Raw genomic sequence first — 18,028 nt, forward strand, 5'->3', positions numbered from 1 at the left:
CGTTTTCAAATAGGGGGAGTTTAGATGTTATCGCATTTTCAATATAAACAGATAGGACCAAAAGTTCGTAAGACGAAATGGGAAGTCTCCTTCTTTTATCAAGGTACTTATTATCGTTCACTCTATCTTCACAACGGAGAATTCGACTGGTTTGAACCATCACCTAAAGAAGAAGATAAAAAGAAACTACAATCTCAAATTCATGAACTGATGCTCTTTCACGTTTATGAAAACTCAACTAATAAATAGCTTCTTTCCAACGCATACTAACCTTATAGAACCTTTATAGGGAGTTGAAAAAGCGATGCCGAAAAAGCAAACTGAAGGATCACACTACGAGGGTCGAGACAAGTTCGACATGGATATTGACCGGATGGTGAATGAAGGAATGGCTGGTGGAGCTGTTCATCAAAGCTATAGACAAGCCCAAATCGAAGAAGCGATACCAGTCATGGAACAAGAACCACCACATCGATGTGACGGATAGTATCTTGATGGTATAATAATGAGAACCTCTGCTATGTACAGGGGTTCTTTCTTATTGAAGGCCTTAAGGAGGTTCAGAAAATGAACAATTTATCAGAACTATATGGTGAAGATTATGCAGTTACATCTGAACAACCTGAACGATACTATTGGTACAAAACAGCTGGTGGAGAGCGCTTCGGAATTCGAAAAGCACGCCTCTCAGATGAAGAACATATGCTTCTTTGCACCCTTTTTTATCACGAGGTAGACAGCGACATGGAAGATCCTGTTCAACAAAAGTGGGTATCTGTCCTTTTCGATGAGAATCTTGACGTTTCCACTGTAACCGAGAAACCAGTAAGATACATTCATTTTCATTTAAAAGAAGTTCCCTCTGACTTTACTGAATTTAAAGAAGCGATGATAGGTTTATTCTCCACTGAAGTCATTTTTCTTTTTAAAAATGAAAAAGAGGGTCTTATGGTCCAAGAAAATACTGAAGGCGAACAGCTCGTTGAAGAATTGGAGCAAATGGCAGCAGCGTTAACCGCCGACTTTTTTATCGAGATGTCTCTTTTCGTTGGGCAGGTTATTGAAGACACTACCCCATCGAACTTACTGAATACGTATCAAACTGAGAAGAGATGGTTCACTTCTGGCATAAAACTTATACCATCTCAATTGGTGTTCACTCAACCTGCTATTGTACCGGCAATCTTATTTAGTGAAGCAAGTAAGGAAACAATTCACTATATAAAAACCTTGATTGAACCTGTGAGTGAAGACGCTGAATTACTGAAAAGCATTCGTGCTTATTTAGAAGCGAACTTAAACATCACCATGGCTTCTAAACAGCTTTACGTACATAGAAACAGCTTGCAATACCGAGTAGATAAATTCATAGAACGAACCGGGATCGACGTTAAATCCTTCAAAGGAGCCGTTATGGTTTACTTGGCTCTTCTTACTTACGAACTGCGTTAAGCGACGCAGTTTTTTTGTGCCATTCGTTCATTTTGCACAAAACAGCTATCAATTTTTGTGCAGCCTCCCAATTTACGACAGCGTTTTCATAACGTACACTTAGAACTATCAAAAGCACTTCACTTACTAGGAGGAATAACATTGGCTGAAATTAAGTTGAATCACATTTATAAAAGATATGATAACAAATTCGAAGCTGTAAAAGATTTTAACCTTGATATTCAAGACAAAGAGTTCATCGTATTCGTTGGTCCATCAGGTTGTGGTAAATCAACAACACTACGTATGATCGCAGGACTTGAAGATATCTCTGATGGAGACCTCGTTATCGGTGATAGACGCGTGAACGACGTTGCTCCAAAAGATCGAGATATCGCAATGGTTTTCCAGAACTATGCTCTTTACCCGCATATGAACGTATATGACAATATGGCATTTGGTCTAAAACTTCGTAAGTTCGACAAAAAAGAAATCGAGCGTCGCGTAATGGATGCTGCTCGTATTCTTGGGCTTGAGAACCTACTCGATCGTAAACCAAAAGCACTTTCCGGTGGACAGCGTCAGCGTGTTGCACTAGGACGAGCAATCGTACGTGATCCTCAAGTATTCTTGATGGATGAGCCTCTTTCTAACCTTGATGCAAAGTTACGAGTTCAGATGCGTGCTGAAATTTCTAAACTACACCAGCGCCTTCAAACGACTACAATTTATGTAACGCACGACCAAACGGAAGCGATGACGATGGCAACTCGAATCGTCATTATGAAAGACGGCGTTATTCAACAAGTTGGTTCACCTAAAGAAGTATATGATGCTCCTGATAACGTCTTTGTAGGTGGATTTATCGGGTCTCCGGCAATGAACTTCCTTCGTGGCCAATTAGAAGACGGCTACTTCACGATGAACGATGTTCGAGTGAAAGTGCCTGAAGGAAAAATGAAGACGTTACGTGACAACGGCTATACGAATAAGGAAGTCCTTCTTGGTATCCGTCCAGAAGATATTCATGACGAGCCTGTTTTCATCGAATCTTCTCAAGATACAAAGATCAAAGCAGCAATCGATGTTGCAGAATTAATGGGTGCCGAAACTTACCTCTACTCAAAAGTAGCTGACCAAGATTTCATCGCACGTGTCGATTCTCGTTCTGATATTCATAGTGGTCAACACATCGACCTTGCCCTAAACATGAATAAATGTCATTTCTTCGATACAGAAACAGAACAGCGTATTTATTAATTTAAAATCGAAAGCACCCCTCTGAGGGTGCTTTTTTGTTTTCCATAAATTGCATGAACTTAAGGTTTAAAGTTAATAATGGTTCATGATTGACTTTAGAGCAAATGCTCACTAAAATAAAACCTGTAATTCATATCAATTTTGTAGGGATTTAAGGAGGAATTAAGTTTGAAAAAGACATGGTTAGGAATTGTTTTGGTATTAACTCTAGGCGTACTTGCTGCATGCGGTGCAAATAGTGAGAATAAAGAAACGTCAGAAGAGAGTGGTGAAAAGGAAACACTATTGATCGGTACTGAAGCGACTTACCCACCTTTCAGCTACCGTGATGAAAACAATGAGATCACTGGATATGATGTAGAAGTAGCTCGTGAAGTTGCGAAGCGTATCGACATGGAAGCTGAATTTAAAGCGATCGAATGGAAAGGGCTTCTTTCTTCTCTAGAAACAGAACGAATCGATATGGTCGCAAACCAAGTCACGATCACCGAAGAACGTAAAGAGAAATTTGACTTTACGACACCATATACCATTTCAGGTGGACAGGTCATCGTTCATAACGATAACGAAGACATCAAGAGCATCGACGACTTAGAAGGAAAGACGGTTGGAACGACCCAGGGTAGTAACTATGAAAAAGCAGCAATTGATGCTGGAGCAGAAACAAAAATTTACAAAGGTGCGAACCAAGCTTTAACTGATCTAAGTAACAAACGTGGAATCGATGCAGCTATGAATGATCGTCTGTTCATCCTTACAGAGCTTCCAAAAACCGAATTTAATGTAAAAGGTGTAGGCGAGACGTTTAATCAAACAGAAATGGCCTTTGCATTACCTAAAGGAAAAGAAGACTTGGCTGAAAAAATTAATGGTGCACTTGAAGAAATGAAAGAAGATGGAACACTTGCAGACATATCCGCTAAATATTTTGACGGAGAGAACGTAAGTGAGTGAACTAGCTAACGTATTATGGGACGCTTTGCCCTTTCTATTAGATGGGGCAAAGAATACCCTTTTGCTGAGCTTCTTCTCGATTTTCGGTGCACTCATCGTCGGGTTAATCATCGCACTACTTAGAATCTCAAAAATAAAGATCGCAATCGGATTTGCTAAACTATATGTATCGTTCTTTAGAGGCACACCATTGCTAATCCAACTATTTATTTTGTACTTCGGACTCGTATCCGTAAACATTCAATTAACTGCATGGCAAGCAGCGTATACTGGACTCATTTTACACTTCGGTGCTTATATATCGGAATCATTGCGTGCAGCTATTCTATCGCTATCAAAAGGACAATGGGAAGCAGCGATGTCACTTGGAATGAATAAGTCCTTGATCTATAGAGAAATCATCATTCCTCAAGCTTGGAGAAGAGCCATCCCTCCCGTGTGGAACTCTTTGATCGACATCGTGAAGGCATCTTCTCTTGCCTCAGTTATTACAATATCTGAACTTACCTATAACTCTGACCAGATCGCAGCATCTAGTTATGAAGTATTACCGATCATGCTTACGGCAGCATGCATCTACTGGTTCTTTACAACGGTGCTCAATCTCATACAAGGCTTTCTTGAGAAACGCCTATACATCCCATCCTCTTAAAAGGAGCTGTCATCACGACAGCTCCTTTTTTAAATCATCCATTCTTCAATTAGATAGACGACAGAAGTTCTACAATCTGGACATGATAAAACATGGGGACACTCATGGTCCTTTTCATCTAATCCATACCCGTCCGTCATCTTCACTGATTCAAACGCTTCATACGGACTATAGTCATCATAATAATCCGCTTCCCTTCCCTTATCTAAAAGCGCACTACCGCAAGTTGAACAAGCAAGCTGGATAGATGTATAACTATTACAAAGAGGACACTCGAACGCCATTTGATCACTCCTCATTCTATATGTAGCAATCAAAAGAAGGGATGGACTCGTCCACCCCTTCACAGCCATGGTATACAATTATTTTTGGTATCCACCAAGTTGTTGTTCAGCCATCTGAACTAGACGCTTAGTGATTTCTCCACCAACAGATCCGTTAGCGCGAGCAGTAGAATCTGGACCAAGTTGCACTCCAAATTCAGAAGCGATTTCATACTTCATCTGGTCGATAGCTTGAGCTACACCAGGTACTACAAGTTGATTTGAGCTTTGTTGTTGTTGAGCCATGTCAATCACCTCCTTTGTACAACTAGTTTGTGATTTCTCGTTTTTTATATACTATATTTTTTTGGTAAATGTTTCTTGAAAAGCGGAGACGAGCGTTTAGAAACGGAGATATTGGAGCTCTTGAAATAGAACACGCCTTTTGTGTTCTGTTGAAAGAGTGAAATATCGCAGTTTCTGCGAGTCGCAGCTGGACATGTGAAAGGCGGAGGTGGGCGGTTAGAAACGGAGATATTGGAACTCTTGAACTTGAACACGCTTTTTGTGTTCAGGTGAAAGAGTGAAATATCGCAGTTTCTGCCCACCGCAGCTGGACATCTTGAAAAGCGAAGGTAGCCGTTTAGGACCGACAAGCGCTGGAGCCTTTAGGAAAGAACACGATCTTTGTGTTCATTCCTAAAGGTGAAGCGATCGAGGTCCTGGCTACCGCAGCTGGACATACGAAAAGCGGAAGTGACCGTTTAGGTCCGAAAAGCGCTGGAGCACTATCCCATGAACACGCTTTTTGTGTTCTTGGGATAGTGTGAAGCGATCGAGGACCTTGTCACTGCAGCTGGACATACGAAAAGCGGAGACGAGCGTTTAGAAACGGAGATATTGGAGCTCTTGAAATAGAACACGCCTTTTGTGTTCTGTTGAAAGAGTGAAATATCGCAGTTTCTGCGAGTCGCAGCTGGACATACAAAAAGCGAAGGTGGGCGTTTAGACCCGACAAGCGCTGGAGCGCTTTCCCATGAACACGCTTTTTGTGTTCTTGTGAAAGAGCGAAGCGATCGAGGACCTGGTCACTGCAGCTGGACATACGAAAAGCGGAGGTGGGCGTTAAGAAACGGAGATATTGGAACTCTTGAACTTGAACACGCTTTTTGTGTTCAGGTGAAAGAGTGAAATATCGCAGTTTCTGCCCACCGCAGCTAGACATACGAAAAGCGGAGACGGGCGTTTAGAAACGGAGATATTGGAACTCTCAAAGAACTATTGAACCTCTCAACCCCAAATCCTCCCCAAACAAAAAAAGCACGAGGATCTCCCCTCATGCTTTCTAACCAATGATCACTCGTTCAGTTGGATAATGATATCTTTCTCGTAATACAGTCCCTCTGATCAAGAATAAGAAGGATAATATCCCAATCCGTCCGATAAACATCAAACAGATCGTAACGATCTTTCCGAAGGTACTGAGCCCCGGTGTGATTCCCATCGAAAGGCCTGTAGTTCCGAATGCAGATGAAACCTCAAAGACAATAGCCACGAGCGGATAAGGTTCAGAGAATGAAAGCATGATGATTCCCGTGCTCCAAACCATAACGGCAACGGCAAATACGACAAAGGCCTTATGAACATCTTCTGGGTGAAGCTCTCTACCGAATACTTTAATCGAGCTTCCACCCTTTGCGAAAGAATAAATAGCGATAAGCACGATAGCAAAGGTGGTCGTACGCACACCGCCCCCAACACTACTTGGTGATGCACCAATAAACATCAGTGCAGACATCAATAATTGAGTAGGTTCTTGAAACTCGTTAACATCCATTGTTGATAGTCCACCGCTTCGAGTCGTGACAGATTGAAACATCGCATAGAAGAACGACTCATGCCATGACTTATCAGCAAAAAATGTTGTCGCTTCAAACGCCCAGATCAATATGGCTCCTAGCACCACTAGAACAAAAAATGTCATCGTTGTAAGCTTCGTAAATAAAGAGAATTTATAACGATACGTATTCTGCCGAGAAAATAAGAAATTTTTAACTTCGATTAAAACAGGAAACCCAATCGCTCCTGTAATGATCAAAAGGATATGAATAAATTGAACAAAATAATCTTGAGCAAAGGGCTGTAGTGATTTACCCGTGATATCGAAGCCTCCGTTAGTCGTTGCACTAACTGAGGCAAAGAACCCTTGTAGATATGCCTCTTGCCAAGTTTCAAAGAAACGAAGATAATACGTTCCTAGCACGACGGCTCCAACTAATTCAATAATAAAAATCAGTGCTAATATTTGTTTCATCAATTGTACTAGTCCAGATAATGTCGATTGGTTTTGATCCGTCATGATAAGCTGTCTTTCTTTTAACCCAATTTTTTTACCCATTACTAGCCATACGAACGTCCCAAGCGTCATGATACCGATCCCACCGATTTGTAGCACAAATGCAATGATGATGATACCTGTCACACTAAACGTATCAGCAGTCGTGACCACCGTAAGACCGGTTACGCTAACAGCACTTACGGCTGTGAACAGCGCATCAATGAATGAAAGTTCTTTCCCTGGCTGATGAGCGACGGGCAAACTTATTAATATTGTGGATATAGTCACTGCTAGTAAATAAAACAAAACGATTAATTGTACGGATGTTAATCGTATGCGTCTAAAACGAGATCTTAACAAAGCACCCACAGCCTTTTCATATAATTACATTCCCTATCATAAACCAAATGAATGATCTGTCAACGTTTGGCACAATCATCCTCATTATTGAGAATCTTCATTCGTTCTCTTTCTTATACCCATTTTGTCATAGTGGATGTTCATTTTACACACAACAAAAAAGAACCGTAGTGATACGGTCCCGTCCAGTATTCTATTAAAATGCTCTTTGTTTCCCTTTGTTGATCAACGTTTTCATCTCAAATTGACACACTTTTGCTTCCTTATGACTGATCGCATCACCCACTCTTGACTGTAGATCCATCAACCTCTGCATTTCATCTTTCGTTAAATAAACGGGTAGTGGACCATTGGTCGTCATGACTCCCTTAACTGCTGTATCTCCAGTATTTTTACCTTCCTCATCGTAGTACTGTAGGTTCTCAGTTTGTAAAAGCGCTGTGCTTTGTTCTTGAATAGCATTGATTTTTGAGTCGATGTAACGTTTTAAAAACGCACTGCTTCCGAAGCCAGTCAAAATCGATATATACAATAGATTTTCTACGTTTTTATATGTCTCAAAAAACATGAGCGTCATTAATAACGCTCCAATTCCTCCTATTAGTGGTTCTTTTAAAGAACCGATACTATAATAAACGCCTTGGACTTCGCTTTTTACTTTACGCCACAGTCTGAATTCACCGGAGAGGAGAATATTGCCTAAACCACCTAATACTCCAGCAGAAACCACAAACAGAACATAAGTCCAGAAGCCCGGGAATGGCGCTCCTAACGCAATGTCGCTCATCACAGATACCTGCGATGCATCTTCTTTCCATCGTATGAGAATACAACTTCTTTTTCTTCTACCATCGTTTCCATATGAACAGGGCGGCCCCATACTTGATGAATGTAAGGCAGAACGCGCTCTAAATATTGAAGATCGAGCTCAGTATCTTCGTAAGAGTGTTTGATGTACATCTCTCCAGCCCTCATGTAGTCCCCATCAACTACTGTTAAATATGGAAAGCCTCCGTTTACTCGCATTGTTACGAGCTGATCACGGATCATTTCCCACTCTTTATCAACAATTTTATAATCTCTACCTTTTTTCTGGAATAAGTACAAATCTTCTCTATGAACAAGATCTTTCGTTAAATAATTTCGAATGAACGAGATATCAGCCTCTACCTCTCGAACTTCAAACATCTTCTCTCTCCCACTACCAGGCTTTACTCCTCTCATTAACATCTCTTCCGTAGGGTTATCATGGACCTCTTCAATGTTTTCAAAAATCTTCAGTCCTAAGTAGTATGGGTTTATTCTTGTTCTTGAAGGCTGAACAACATTCGCATTTAAGGAAGCAAACTCGATTGATTCTTCAGTTGTTAAATCCATTTCCCGTAAGATTCTCTGATGCCAATAACTCGCCCATCCTTCATTCATGATCTTTGTCTCAAGCTGTGGCCAGAAATAGAGCATCTCTTCTCTCATCATCGTCATGATGTCACGCTGCCAATCTTCGAGCTCTTTACTGTATTCCTGTATAAACAATAAGAGGTCCTTCTCAGGTTGAGGAGGGAATTTTTTTCTTTGTTTCGGACGCTGCTCGTCCTTCGTGTCGTCACCATCTAACGACCATAGATCGTTATAAGGTGAATCGTCTTTTACCACCTTCACCTCTTCATCATCTTCACTAAGGTCATAAGCTAACTTCGCACGCATGATGGAAGGGTCGATGTGCTCTTGTATCGAAAGCACTGCATCTAGGAAATTCTCAACTTCTTCTTTTCCATACTGATGCTCATAATTCGCAATTCGTTCTGCAGTCGCAGTCATGCTTTCCACCATATCGCGACGGGTGTTTGAAAATCGGACGTTGTTTTTAAAGAAATCACAGTGTGCAAGGACGTGCGCAATAATCAACTTATTCTGAATCAACGTATTTGTATCTAACAAAAATGCATAACATGGATCTGAATTAATAACGAGTTCATAAATTTTGCTTAATCCTAAATCATACTGCAGCTTCATTTTGTGAAATTGTTTCCCGAAACTCCAGTGCGAAAACCTTGTTGGCATACCATATGCCCCGAACGTATAAATAATATCTGCCGGGCAGATTTCATAACGCATTGGATAGAAATCAAGGCCGAACCCCTTGGCTATTTCTGTAATCTCTTCGATAGCGTAAAAAATCTCTTTCTCAGCACTCATTTCCTTCCCTCCTAAAGTATTGCTTATTAATATGTATGTGAGGACAAACCACTTCATGATTAAGGCAAGGAAATACAGGATTTAGAGAACAAAACAAAAAAACTGCCGGAAATCCAGCAGCTTTTCATCTTCCACATTCAATTGTACAGTTGAGTGATTCCCGATGTAACTAGATAACCCACTAGTAAGCCTAAAACGATCGATGTAACGATATAGGACCTTGTCGAGCTAAATTCGATCGCTGGTCCATGTGTAGGTTCATAGAACCAGCTGTACTGAACGAACCCTAACATGATAAAAAATATGATTCCATAAAGAAAACTCGTCAATCGATCCCCTCCTTTTTCATTCCAAGTACCAGACCATTCAATAAAACGAACGACTCAGCGAACGAAATCCCTAATAATTAGCTGGTACCTATTGCACTGAAGATACCAGCTCTTCCATTTTGTCTTTACTCATTGGTCCAACTAATCTCTGTTTAATTATACCATTTCTGTCAATGATATAGGTGGTTGGAATCGTAATTGTTGCAAATTTTTCTGCTTGTTCTCCTTCAACATCTAAAAGAACGGGGAACGTTACATCATATTCTTTTACGAATTCTTCAACTGAATCAACGGAATCATTTGAAGTGAGGTTGACCGCTACAATTTCTACTTCCTCAGAATTTTCTTCATAGAAATCTTGCATATGAGGCATTTCAGCCTTACATGGAGGACACCAGGTAGCCCAGAAATTCAAGAATACGACTTTACCTCTATAATCAGATAGATTTGTTTTTTCACCTGAAAGGGTCTCTAATGAAAAGTCAGGTGCAAGGTTCCCATTTTGGATACCTTCCTCAACTTGAGCTAACGCCTGTTGACCAGCATCCCTTTGTGGAGACGTTCCGGAACCATCCGTAAAAGAGGATACTGCCGCATAAATGACTAAACTAACTACGACGATGATGCCGGGGATCAAACGCTTCATCTAGCTTTCCTCCTAAACACATCATATTGTGCCCAAACAGTATAAACGGCCACGAAAAGATACAACCATTGCTGCTTTGATAGTTGAAACATCACATCTTGCCTTATCATACCCACGATGAAGATAAGAATACTGCCCCACAACATTACATCGAGGAAGCGCCATTCGTACGATTTCCAATAAACCATCAATAACACCATCGATAGTAATAGCACGACGAGGAGCAACGAGCTCTTAGTAGGAAAGTGAAAAGCTTCATAGCCTATCGTTCCAATCAGTAACCCGAATCCAAGTAAGTATAGATTATTTTTGCGTTTATCGCTCTTTAGCTTCCAATGAAGGTAGACCATACTAATAAAAAGCGCAATAATATAGCCCGTCTCACCACCCGTAAAATATAAGAGCGATAGAGGAGACTCAACAACCAGCAGCGGACTCACTATGATTAGACTCGCCTTCCAAGCGATAATAAAGGTAACGACCGTTTCGAAAGCTAGATCGGTAGCATTGGATGATAAGCTTAGGATTTTACGAATAATAGCGATACTAAAAAGTGCGAGGGCTATACTTGCCCCCATCAAAACGAGATGTTCTGGTACTGATACGTTTCCTATTTGCACAACTTAACTCCTTAGCGTACTTTGAATAGTGTAATGACGAAACTTAACGACTCTTAACAAGGAGATTCACTGCTTCTTTTACAACTTCTTCAGTCGACTCCCCTTTATCGAGCTGCATTCTAATGCACTCCTCTAAGTTAGACCCTACGATTAACCCGATTGTACGATCGATCGCTGTTCTGCTTGCGGATAGCTGGGTAATGACATCTTTACAATCTTTTTCTTCCTCCAACATGCGCAAAACGCCGCGTATTTGTCCTTCTACTCGTTTAAGCCGGTTCTTCATCTCATTTGTATATTCCATACTCCGAACTCCTTTCCATTAGGCTAAATCTATTTTAAAAGCATATACTTTTTTATAAAAGATTAAACACTTGCGCCTTCTCTTCATATATTGTAAAATAAATCTTAATTTAAGGATAGGAAAAAGGGTTATTTCATTTAAAGGAGGCAGGACCTTTTGGAGTTATCCGAAGATGATAAACGATTATCTAAGATTTACAGAAAAATTGTAACTTCAAATGAATACAAAGCAGGAAAGATTCTGGAAAAATTGGATAATGAGACGAAAGATAAAGTATTTAAGCTCATTCGAATGAACAAAGCTGAATACGAGGCACAATTAAACAAACAACATTTACATCAATAATAGAAAACCGGCCTTTAAGCCGGTTTTCTTTTGTTTTTCATGAAATAACCAGGACGAATATCGTCCTGGTTATTTTCTGTTATAGTCGTTCGTTAACTTTTGACATAACGGAAGATCTCAGCGCGTCTAGTTTTCTTTCGCTGTCTTCAAGGCTTGTACTGTTTACTCCAAAATAGAACTTAACTTTTGGTTCAGTGCCTGATGGTCGTAAACAAAACCATGAGCCATCTTCAAGCTTGTATTTCAATACGTTTGATTTAGGTAGATCGATTGTTTCACTACGGTTATCCTTCATATACGTACGTGTACTCGTTTGGTAGTCTTCTACAATCGCAACGTTTAATTCTGCAGCTTCTGATGGTGGCTCTTCACGGAATTGAGTGAGGAGTGAATTGATTTTCTCCGCACCTTCCTTCCCTTTAAGCGTTAGGGATTCTAGGCCTTCTTGATAATAGCCATATTGCTCGAAAACTTCTTGTAATCCTTCATACAACGTCATCCCTTTTGATTTGTAGTATGCCGCTACTTCTGCCGCTACTAAACATGCTTGAACCGCATCCTTATCGCGAACAAAGTCTCCGATCAAGTAGCCATAGCTTTCTTCATAGCCAAATAGGAAGGTGTGTTCACCAGAAGTTTCATATTCTTTAATTCTTTCCCCGATAAACTTAAAACCTGTAAGAGTATCATACGATGTAAGTCCGTTATCTTCTGCGATTACTCTACCGATTTCAGAAGTTACGATCGTTTTCAGCACAGCACCGTTTTCAGGAAGTTCACCTTTTTCCTTCTTTTGAGTAATGATGTAATCCAATAATAGTGCACCTGTCTGATTGCCTGTAAGCACAACATATTGACCTTCTTTATTCTTAACCGCAACACCTACACGGTCTGCATCCGGATCAGTTGCAAGTAAAACATCAGCATCTTCTTTCTCGCCATATTGAATGGCAAGTTCAAATGCAGCATGTTCTTCAGGGTTTGGTGATGATACTGTGGAGAAGTTCGGGTCTGGTAATTCTTGTTCTTCAACGACAGTGACATGCTTGAACCCATATGCTTTAAGTCCATCACGAACAGGATGGTTAGCAGTCCCATGCAATGGTGTGAAAACGATTTTAAGCTGATCTCCCATCTCTTCTAAGAGAGATTCATTCACGCGTAGCGTCTTTAACTGTTCAATGTATTGATCATCAATTTCAGAACCGATCATTTTGATGAGTCCCTGACTTTTTAAATCAGCTTCTGAAGAAACGTTCACCGCTAATTCGTTTTCTACACTGTTAACATATGAGATGACTTCCTCTGCTACATTAGGTGGTAGTTGTCCACCATCTTCACCATACACTTTGTAGCCGTTATACTCAGGAGGGTTATGACTAGCTGTGATAACGATTCCCGCGAAAGCATTCAGCTTCCTTACAGCGAACGAAAGTTCCGGTGTTGGCCTTAGTTCTTCAAATACGTATGTTTGAATACCATGACTAGCCAATGCTTTTGCAGATTCCATCGCAAACTCTGGTGATTTATGACGAGAATCATAGGCGATCGCTACTCCTCGTTTCTTAGCACTTTCGCCATTCTTCAATATGTATTGAGCAAGGCCCTCTGAAGCTTTTCTTACCGTGTACGTGTTCATTCTGTTAATACCAGGACCAATTTCTCCACGCATGCCCCCTGTACCAAACTCAAGGTTCTTATAAAATGCATCTTCTAGTGATTTCTCATCACCCTCAAGCATCGTAAGGTCGCGTTTTAACTCCTCATCAAGGTCAGTTGCTGTATTCCATCGTTTGTATTCGTTTTTCCAGTTCATCTCTGCCTCCTGTGTTGTGTCTAGCTTCTTTTAGCATATATTTGTCTTCTATGTAATGAACAAAATTCCTTCTCTCTAAAGAAGAAAACCCTGCTCTTAGAGTTTATATTAATATGAATTCCAACGAATTCCAATAAAAAAAGTGAAAGGTAATAAAAAAAGAAGCAAGCCGTGGAAGGCTTACTTCTTGTAATGAATCTCATATAAGTCTTTTCTTCTGTCTCTTAATTGACGAACAGTACCAGATTGGCGCTGTCTTCTTAATATTTCGAGGTCGACATCACCTACAACGACCGTTTCGATGTTAGGGTGACACTCTCCAACAATACCATCTCTTGAAAACGCAAAATCAGATGGCGTAAAGATGCCAGATTGCGCATACTGTACGTCCATATTCTCTACCTGTGAAAGGTTTCCGATCGTTCCTGCTATAACGGTATAGATTTGGTTCTCAACCGCACGGGCTTGAGCACAATAGCGTACTCTTAAGTACCCTTGTCGATCATCCGTACAGAACGGTGTGAAGATAATGTTTGCGCCCTTGTCTGTCGCAATACGACCTAGTTCAGGGAATTCGATATCATAACAGATTTGGATCGCGATTTTACCGCAATCTGTATCGAACACTTCGATTCCATCTGAACCGTGTATCCCCCACCAACGTCTTTCATTTGGGGTCACATGTATTTTATATTGCTTCTCAATCGTACCGTCTCTTCTGAAAAGATACGCGATATTATAGATCTTCTCATCTTCTAAAACGAAGTGAGAGCCTCCGATAATGTTCACATTGTATTTGACGGCAAGGTCTGTAAATAGCTCGATGTATGGTTCAGTATAGTCCGTTAAACGTCTCACAGCTTTACTAGGAATGTCTTCATCCATAAACGACATGAGCTGTGTCGTGAAGATTTCAGGGAACACTGCGAAATCCGAACCGAAATCAGCTGCAACATCCACATAATATTCAACTTGATTAGCAAATTCATCAAATGAGGAAATTTTCTTCATCGCGTATTGGATCGCACAAATTCGAACTGGGAATGAAGATCTGAAATGACGTCTCGTCTTCGCTTTGTATTCAACGTTATTCCATTCCATAAGCGTGGCATAACGTCTTGAAGCTTTATCATCTGGTAAGTAGTTAGGATTGATCCGCATCACATTAAATCCATTCATAAGCTGGAATGTAAGGACAGGATCATAAATGTTTTGGAATTTAACTTCCTCAACATATTCAGATGGTTTCATCTGATCGGCATACTTATGATAGTTCGGAATACGTCCACCAATGATGATACTCTTTACATTTAATTCTCTTGCTAAATCTTTTCTAGCATCATAAAGACGTTTACCAATTTTCATTCGTCTATACTCAGGATGAACCATTACCTCGATTCCATATAAGTTATAACCATCTGGGTTATGGTTTGTAATATAGCCTTCGTCTGTGATGTCATCCCACGTATGTTGATCGTCATACTCATCGAAATTCACCATCAAGCTCGAGCAGGTACCGATGATTTTCCCTTCATATTCAACACAAAATTGACCTTCGGGGAAAACAGCTAGATGACTTTCTAAGTGCTCCCGCTTCCATGGATCCATACCTGGAAAACACTCATTTTGTAAAGCGAGTATTTCGTCGATATCTTCTTTTCTGATTCCTCTTAGTTCCATCTTTTTTTCGAATTTAGAAACATCTAATTCAGACATCTTATCAACCTCCACGTAACTGCCTATCTTACTATGTACCCGACTTTATCTTCATTTTATCATAGAGGTAACAATTTTCAGAATAAGAAGAGGCTGACATCAGCCAGCCTCCACATCGTTATGCTCGAGTTGTACCGTTTTGAGAAATGCTGGATAAAGCTGGGCCAGCTTCCTGTTGATCCGGTGTTTTCGTAGCAAAGTCCCCAAGCGAAACCATTCCGACTACCTGGTTGTTTTCAACGACTGGCAGTCGACGGATTTGATTTTGTGCCATTAATGCTGCTGCTTCATCTGCTGACATGTTAGGGTTCGCTGATACACAGTTGTTCGACATACACTGTCCAACCTGTGAAGTTGCTGCCCCGCCACTAGCAGTCGAACGCGTCGTAATATCTCTATCGGTAATGATTCCACACAGTTGCCCATCCTTCATTACAGGAAGGGCACCGATATTATGCTGACTCATCAATGCGGCTGCTTCCTGAACAGATTGTTCTGGTGTAACAGATACGACATTTCTGGACATGACGCCTTGCAGATTATTATGCACAAACATTCCTCCCAGTTGATAAATGGTAAAGACTCAAAAGACGAGGTCTTACACAAACTAGTCTGAGCTTCGTTTGCTCAAATTATTTTTCCTTTTTTTGACCCGTATGAAAAACGATCCTTTCCCCATCGCTTTTTGCGATAATTGTCCCAAGTTGGTCTGTCCTGAAAATGGGGATCTTCATCGTACTAAGCGTTTTTAAAACAGATTTATCTGGATAATGATAAGGATTGTTTTTGCCAACTGAGATAACGGCTGCTTGAGGAGCTACAGCTTTTATAAATGGTTTGGTTGAAGCAGAATCAGCTCCATGATGACCGATCTTAATCACATCTGAAGGGAGTTTTTTCTTTGCATCTGCTAATATCTCCTTTTCAGCTTGTTCACCAGCGTCTCCCATCAGCAAAAATGAATTATTGTGATGCCTTAATTGAACGACTGCGCTGTAGTCATTAAAATCCTCATATTCCGCATGTCGGATGGGCGAAAAAAAATGAAGCGTGATTCCCTTCCCAAACCTTGCTTTCTTTCCGCTCTCAGCAACACTAACCGGTATCTCTCTCTTTTTGATCACCTTCATTAAAGAGCGGTAATGACGAGTGGGGTAAGATACATCAGGCATGATCACTTTTCCTATTTTGAAGTCGTTAACGATTTGATCCATTCCCCCAATATGATCGTGGTGCGGATGGGTCGCGATCAGGTAATCTAATCGTTTGATACCAAGATTCTTTAAATAACTCGAAACTTTGTCACCATCCTTATTATCTCCAGCATCGATGAGCATTGCTTTTCCTGCTTGCAGTACAAGGATACTGTCAGCTTGTCCGACATCAATGAAATGAAGCTCTGCGCTAGCTTCATCAGCAACCGCAATGAAAGGTTGAAATAGGATAAGGATGAAGAAAATAATTGCTAAGGAAGCACTCTTCATAAGCAATCCTCCATTTTTGTTGTTGATTTTAGTATGAAGCTTCCTTTTCTTTTCATGCTTCCAAAACAAAAAAATGGTTCCCCTGGTGGGAAACCATTACGAATGAACTTCTTCCTTTTTGAAAAAACTCTTCATTGCGTGGTAAACATCCTTCTTCTCTTTCAAAATATAGTGTCTAAACATTGGATCATGGATATTCTTATAGGCACTCATCAATGTTGAGTGGCGATTGTAGGCATTAACTTCCCCGTACCCAAACATATTCGATACTTTCATGATCTGATTCACAAGCTTCACACAGCGTGAATTGTCGGAAGTAAGGTTATCACCGTCTGAGAAATGAAATGGATAGATATTATAGCGAGCTGGTGAATACTTTTCTTCAATCAGTTCTAAAGCTTTACGATAGGCAGATGAACAAATGGTTCCACCGCTTTCACCTTTTGAAAAAAAATCGTCCTCAGAGACGACTTTCGCTTCGGTATGGTGAGCAATGAACTCGATCTCCACAGTTTCGTATTTCGAACGTAAGAAGCGTGTCATCCAAAAGAAGAAGCTTCTCGCCATATATTTCTCCCATTTACCCATTGATCCACTCGTATCCATCATAGCAAGTACAACAGCTTTTGATTCTCGTTTTATTTCTTCGTTCCACGTTTTAAAGCGAAGATCATCTTGATAAATCGGTGCTATTCCTGGCCTTCCTTCGATTGCATTTCGTTTGTAAGCAGAAAGAATTGTTCGCTTCTTATCGATGTTACCCATCAAGCCAGTTTTACGAATATCGTTAAACTCAACTTTCTTCTTCACAACTTCAGCTGTCTCTTTTTCACGTAAATTAGGTAGTTCTAGTTCTTTAAAGAGAATTTCCTGCAGCTCCATCAATGAGACTTCAGCTTCATAAAAATCATCGCCAGGTTTATCCCCAGCTCCTTCGCCTTTACCTCCACCAGGCTTCTTCTCACCTGATCCGTCACGGGCGATAACATCTCCAACCTGACTATCCCCGTCACCCTGGCCAACATGCTTCGATTTGTCATAGTTATACCGAATTTTATATTCATCAAGAGAGCGAATTGGTATTTTAATTACGTCACGACCATTAGATAGTATAATGTTCTCCTCACTAATTAGATCTGGTAAATTATTTTTGATAGCATCTTGAACCTTCTCGGAATGTCGCACTTGATCCTGATAGCCTTTTCGGTGGAGGGACCAATTCTCCTGAGAGACAACAAAGTTTTTGGTGTTCCTGTCTTTCATGCCATATTCCCCTCCTTAAAAAAATAATATTTCTATCGGATATTTATTCAA

Annotated in this window: 21 protein-coding genes; 7 read left to right on the forward strand and 14 right to left on the reverse strand. The window is 40.5% G+C overall.

Annotated features, from left to right (window positions below):
* Positions 1 to 24: 24 nt before the first annotated feature.
* The 6 genes from ACXADT_RS01005 to ACXADT_RS01030 all read left to right on the forward strand — a co-directional run bounded on the left by ACXADT_RS01005 (position 25) and on the right by ACXADT_RS01030 (position 4,297).
* Positions 25 to 249, forward strand: a complete 225-nt coding sequence (locus ACXADT_RS01005; protein ID WP_474832963.1) for a DUF5342 family protein — start codon at positions 25 to 27, stop codon at positions 247 to 249.
* 55 nt (positions 250 to 304) lie between these two features.
* The gene (locus ACXADT_RS01010; RefSeq protein WP_474832964.1) at positions 305 to 487 is read left to right on the forward strand and encodes a hypothetical protein; all 183 of its coding nucleotides are present in this window, start codon (positions 305 to 307) and stop codon (positions 485 to 487) included.
* A gap of 80 nt (positions 488 to 567) precedes the next feature.
* On the forward strand, positions 568 to 1,452 hold the full coding sequence (locus tag ACXADT_RS01015) for a PucR family transcriptional regulator (protein ID WP_474832966.1): 885 nt from the start codon (positions 568 to 570) through the stop codon (positions 1,450 to 1,452).
* 141 nt (positions 1,453 to 1,593) lie between these two features.
* A complete protein-coding gene (locus ACXADT_RS01020; RefSeq protein ID WP_270182410.1) occupies positions 1,594 to 2,691 on the forward strand; it encodes an ABC transporter ATP-binding protein in 1,098 nt (365 codons plus the stop codon).
* Positions 2,692 to 2,859: 168 nt separating this feature from the next.
* Positions 2,860 to 3,645, forward strand: coding sequence for a transporter substrate-binding domain-containing protein (locus tag ACXADT_RS01025; protein WP_474832967.1), 786 nt, complete (start codon positions 2,860 to 2,862; stop codon positions 3,643 to 3,645).
* A complete protein-coding gene (locus tag ACXADT_RS01030) occupies positions 3,638 to 4,297 on the forward strand; it encodes an amino acid ABC transporter permease (RefSeq protein WP_474832969.1) in 660 nt (219 codons plus the stop codon). Before ACXADT_RS01025 ends, ACXADT_RS01030 begins: the two co-directional genes overlap by 8 nt.
* A 29-nt stretch (positions 4,298 to 4,326) precedes the next feature.
* On the opposite strand, the gene ACXADT_RS01035 is transcribed toward ACXADT_RS01030, so the two are convergent.
* The 9 genes from ACXADT_RS01035 to ACXADT_RS01075 all read right to left on the reverse strand — a co-directional run bounded on the left by ACXADT_RS01035 (position 4,327) and on the right by ACXADT_RS01075 (position 11,353).
* The gene (locus tag ACXADT_RS01035) at positions 4,327 to 4,581 is read right to left on the reverse strand and encodes a hypothetical protein (protein ID WP_474832970.1); all 255 of its coding nucleotides are present in this window, start codon (positions 4,579 to 4,581) and stop codon (positions 4,327 to 4,329) included.
* Between the two features lie 78 nt (positions 4,582 to 4,659).
* Positions 4,660 to 4,866 (reverse strand): alpha/beta-type small acid-soluble spore protein, encoded by a 207-nt coding sequence (locus tag ACXADT_RS01040; RefSeq protein WP_270182406.1) that lies wholly within the window; start codon positions 4,864 to 4,866, stop codon positions 4,660 to 4,662.
* A 1,039-nt stretch (positions 4,867 to 5,905) separates the two neighbouring features.
* Positions 5,906 to 7,258 carry a TrkH family potassium uptake protein gene (locus tag ACXADT_RS01045; protein WP_442865211.1) on the reverse strand — a complete coding sequence of 451 codons (1,353 nt, stop codon included), beginning with the start codon at positions 7,256 to 7,258 and terminating at the stop codon, positions 5,906 to 5,908.
* Positions 7,259 to 7,454: 196 nt separating this feature from the next.
* A complete protein-coding gene (locus ACXADT_RS01050; RefSeq protein WP_474832971.1) occupies positions 7,455 to 8,045 on the reverse strand; it encodes a hypothetical protein in 591 nt (196 codons plus the stop codon).
* Positions 8,045 to 9,454: a SpoVR family protein gene (locus ACXADT_RS01055; protein ID WP_270182403.1), complete on the reverse strand. Its 1,410-nt coding sequence runs from the start codon at positions 9,452 to 9,454 to the stop codon at positions 8,045 to 8,047. Before ACXADT_RS01055 ends, ACXADT_RS01050 begins: the two co-directional genes overlap by 1 nt.
* Positions 9,455 to 9,591: 137 nt before the next feature.
* A complete protein-coding gene (locus ACXADT_RS01060; protein ID WP_270182402.1) occupies positions 9,592 to 9,783 on the reverse strand; it encodes a hypothetical protein in 192 nt (63 codons plus the stop codon).
* An 88-nt stretch (positions 9,784 to 9,871) separates the two neighbouring features.
* Positions 9,872 to 10,429: a redoxin domain-containing protein gene (locus ACXADT_RS01065; RefSeq protein WP_474832974.1), complete on the reverse strand. Its 558-nt coding sequence runs from the start codon at positions 10,427 to 10,429 to the stop codon at positions 9,872 to 9,874.
* A complete protein-coding gene (locus ACXADT_RS01070) occupies positions 10,426 to 11,049 on the reverse strand; it encodes a hypothetical protein (RefSeq protein ID WP_474832976.1) in 624 nt (207 codons plus the stop codon). The genes ACXADT_RS01065 and ACXADT_RS01070 overlap by 4 nt, the downstream gene beginning before the upstream one ends.
* A gap of 43 nt (positions 11,050 to 11,092) precedes the next feature.
* Positions 11,093 to 11,353 (reverse strand): metal-sensitive transcriptional regulator, encoded by a 261-nt coding sequence (locus ACXADT_RS01075; protein ID WP_270182399.1) that lies wholly within the window; start codon positions 11,351 to 11,353, stop codon positions 11,093 to 11,095.
* A 156-nt stretch (positions 11,354 to 11,509) separates the two neighbouring features.
* Here ACXADT_RS01075 and ACXADT_RS01080 point away from each other — a divergent pair, with 156 nt between their 5' ends.
* Complete coding sequence (locus tag ACXADT_RS01080) at positions 11,510 to 11,698, forward strand: hypothetical protein (RefSeq protein WP_270182398.1); 189 nt, start codon at positions 11,510 to 11,512, stop codon at positions 11,696 to 11,698.
* Between the two features lie 79 nt (positions 11,699 to 11,777).
* On the opposite strand, the gene ACXADT_RS01085 is transcribed toward ACXADT_RS01080, so the two are convergent.
* From ACXADT_RS01085 to yhbH, 5 genes are all read right to left on the reverse strand, one after another.
* Complete coding sequence (locus ACXADT_RS01085; RefSeq protein WP_474832978.1) at positions 11,778 to 13,514, reverse strand: phospho-sugar mutase; 1,737 nt, start codon at positions 13,512 to 13,514, stop codon at positions 11,778 to 11,780.
* Positions 13,515 to 13,694: 180 nt separating this feature from the next.
* Positions 13,695 to 15,230: a GNAT family N-acetyltransferase gene (locus ACXADT_RS01090; RefSeq protein ID WP_270182396.1), complete on the reverse strand. Its 1,536-nt coding sequence runs from the start codon at positions 15,228 to 15,230 to the stop codon at positions 13,695 to 13,697.
* 118 nt (positions 15,231 to 15,348) lie between these two features.
* A complete protein-coding gene (locus tag ACXADT_RS01095) occupies positions 15,349 to 15,786 on the reverse strand; it encodes a CBS domain-containing protein (RefSeq protein WP_270182395.1) in 438 nt (145 codons plus the stop codon).
* Between the two features lie 76 nt (positions 15,787 to 15,862).
* Entirely contained in the window at positions 15,863 to 16,783 is a 921-nt protein-coding gene (locus ACXADT_RS01100) for a ComEC/Rec2 family competence protein (protein ID WP_474835814.1), read from the reverse strand.
* Positions 16,784 to 16,810: 27 nt separating this feature from the next.
* On the reverse strand, positions 16,811 to 17,977 hold the full coding sequence (gene yhbH / locus ACXADT_RS01105; protein WP_270182393.1) for a sporulation protein YhbH: 1,167 nt from the start codon (positions 17,975 to 17,977) through the stop codon (positions 16,811 to 16,813).
* Positions 17,978 to 18,028: the final 51 nt, after the last annotated feature.

The sequence above is a fragment of the Anaerobacillus sp. ABR4_321 genome, assembly GCF_056158505.1.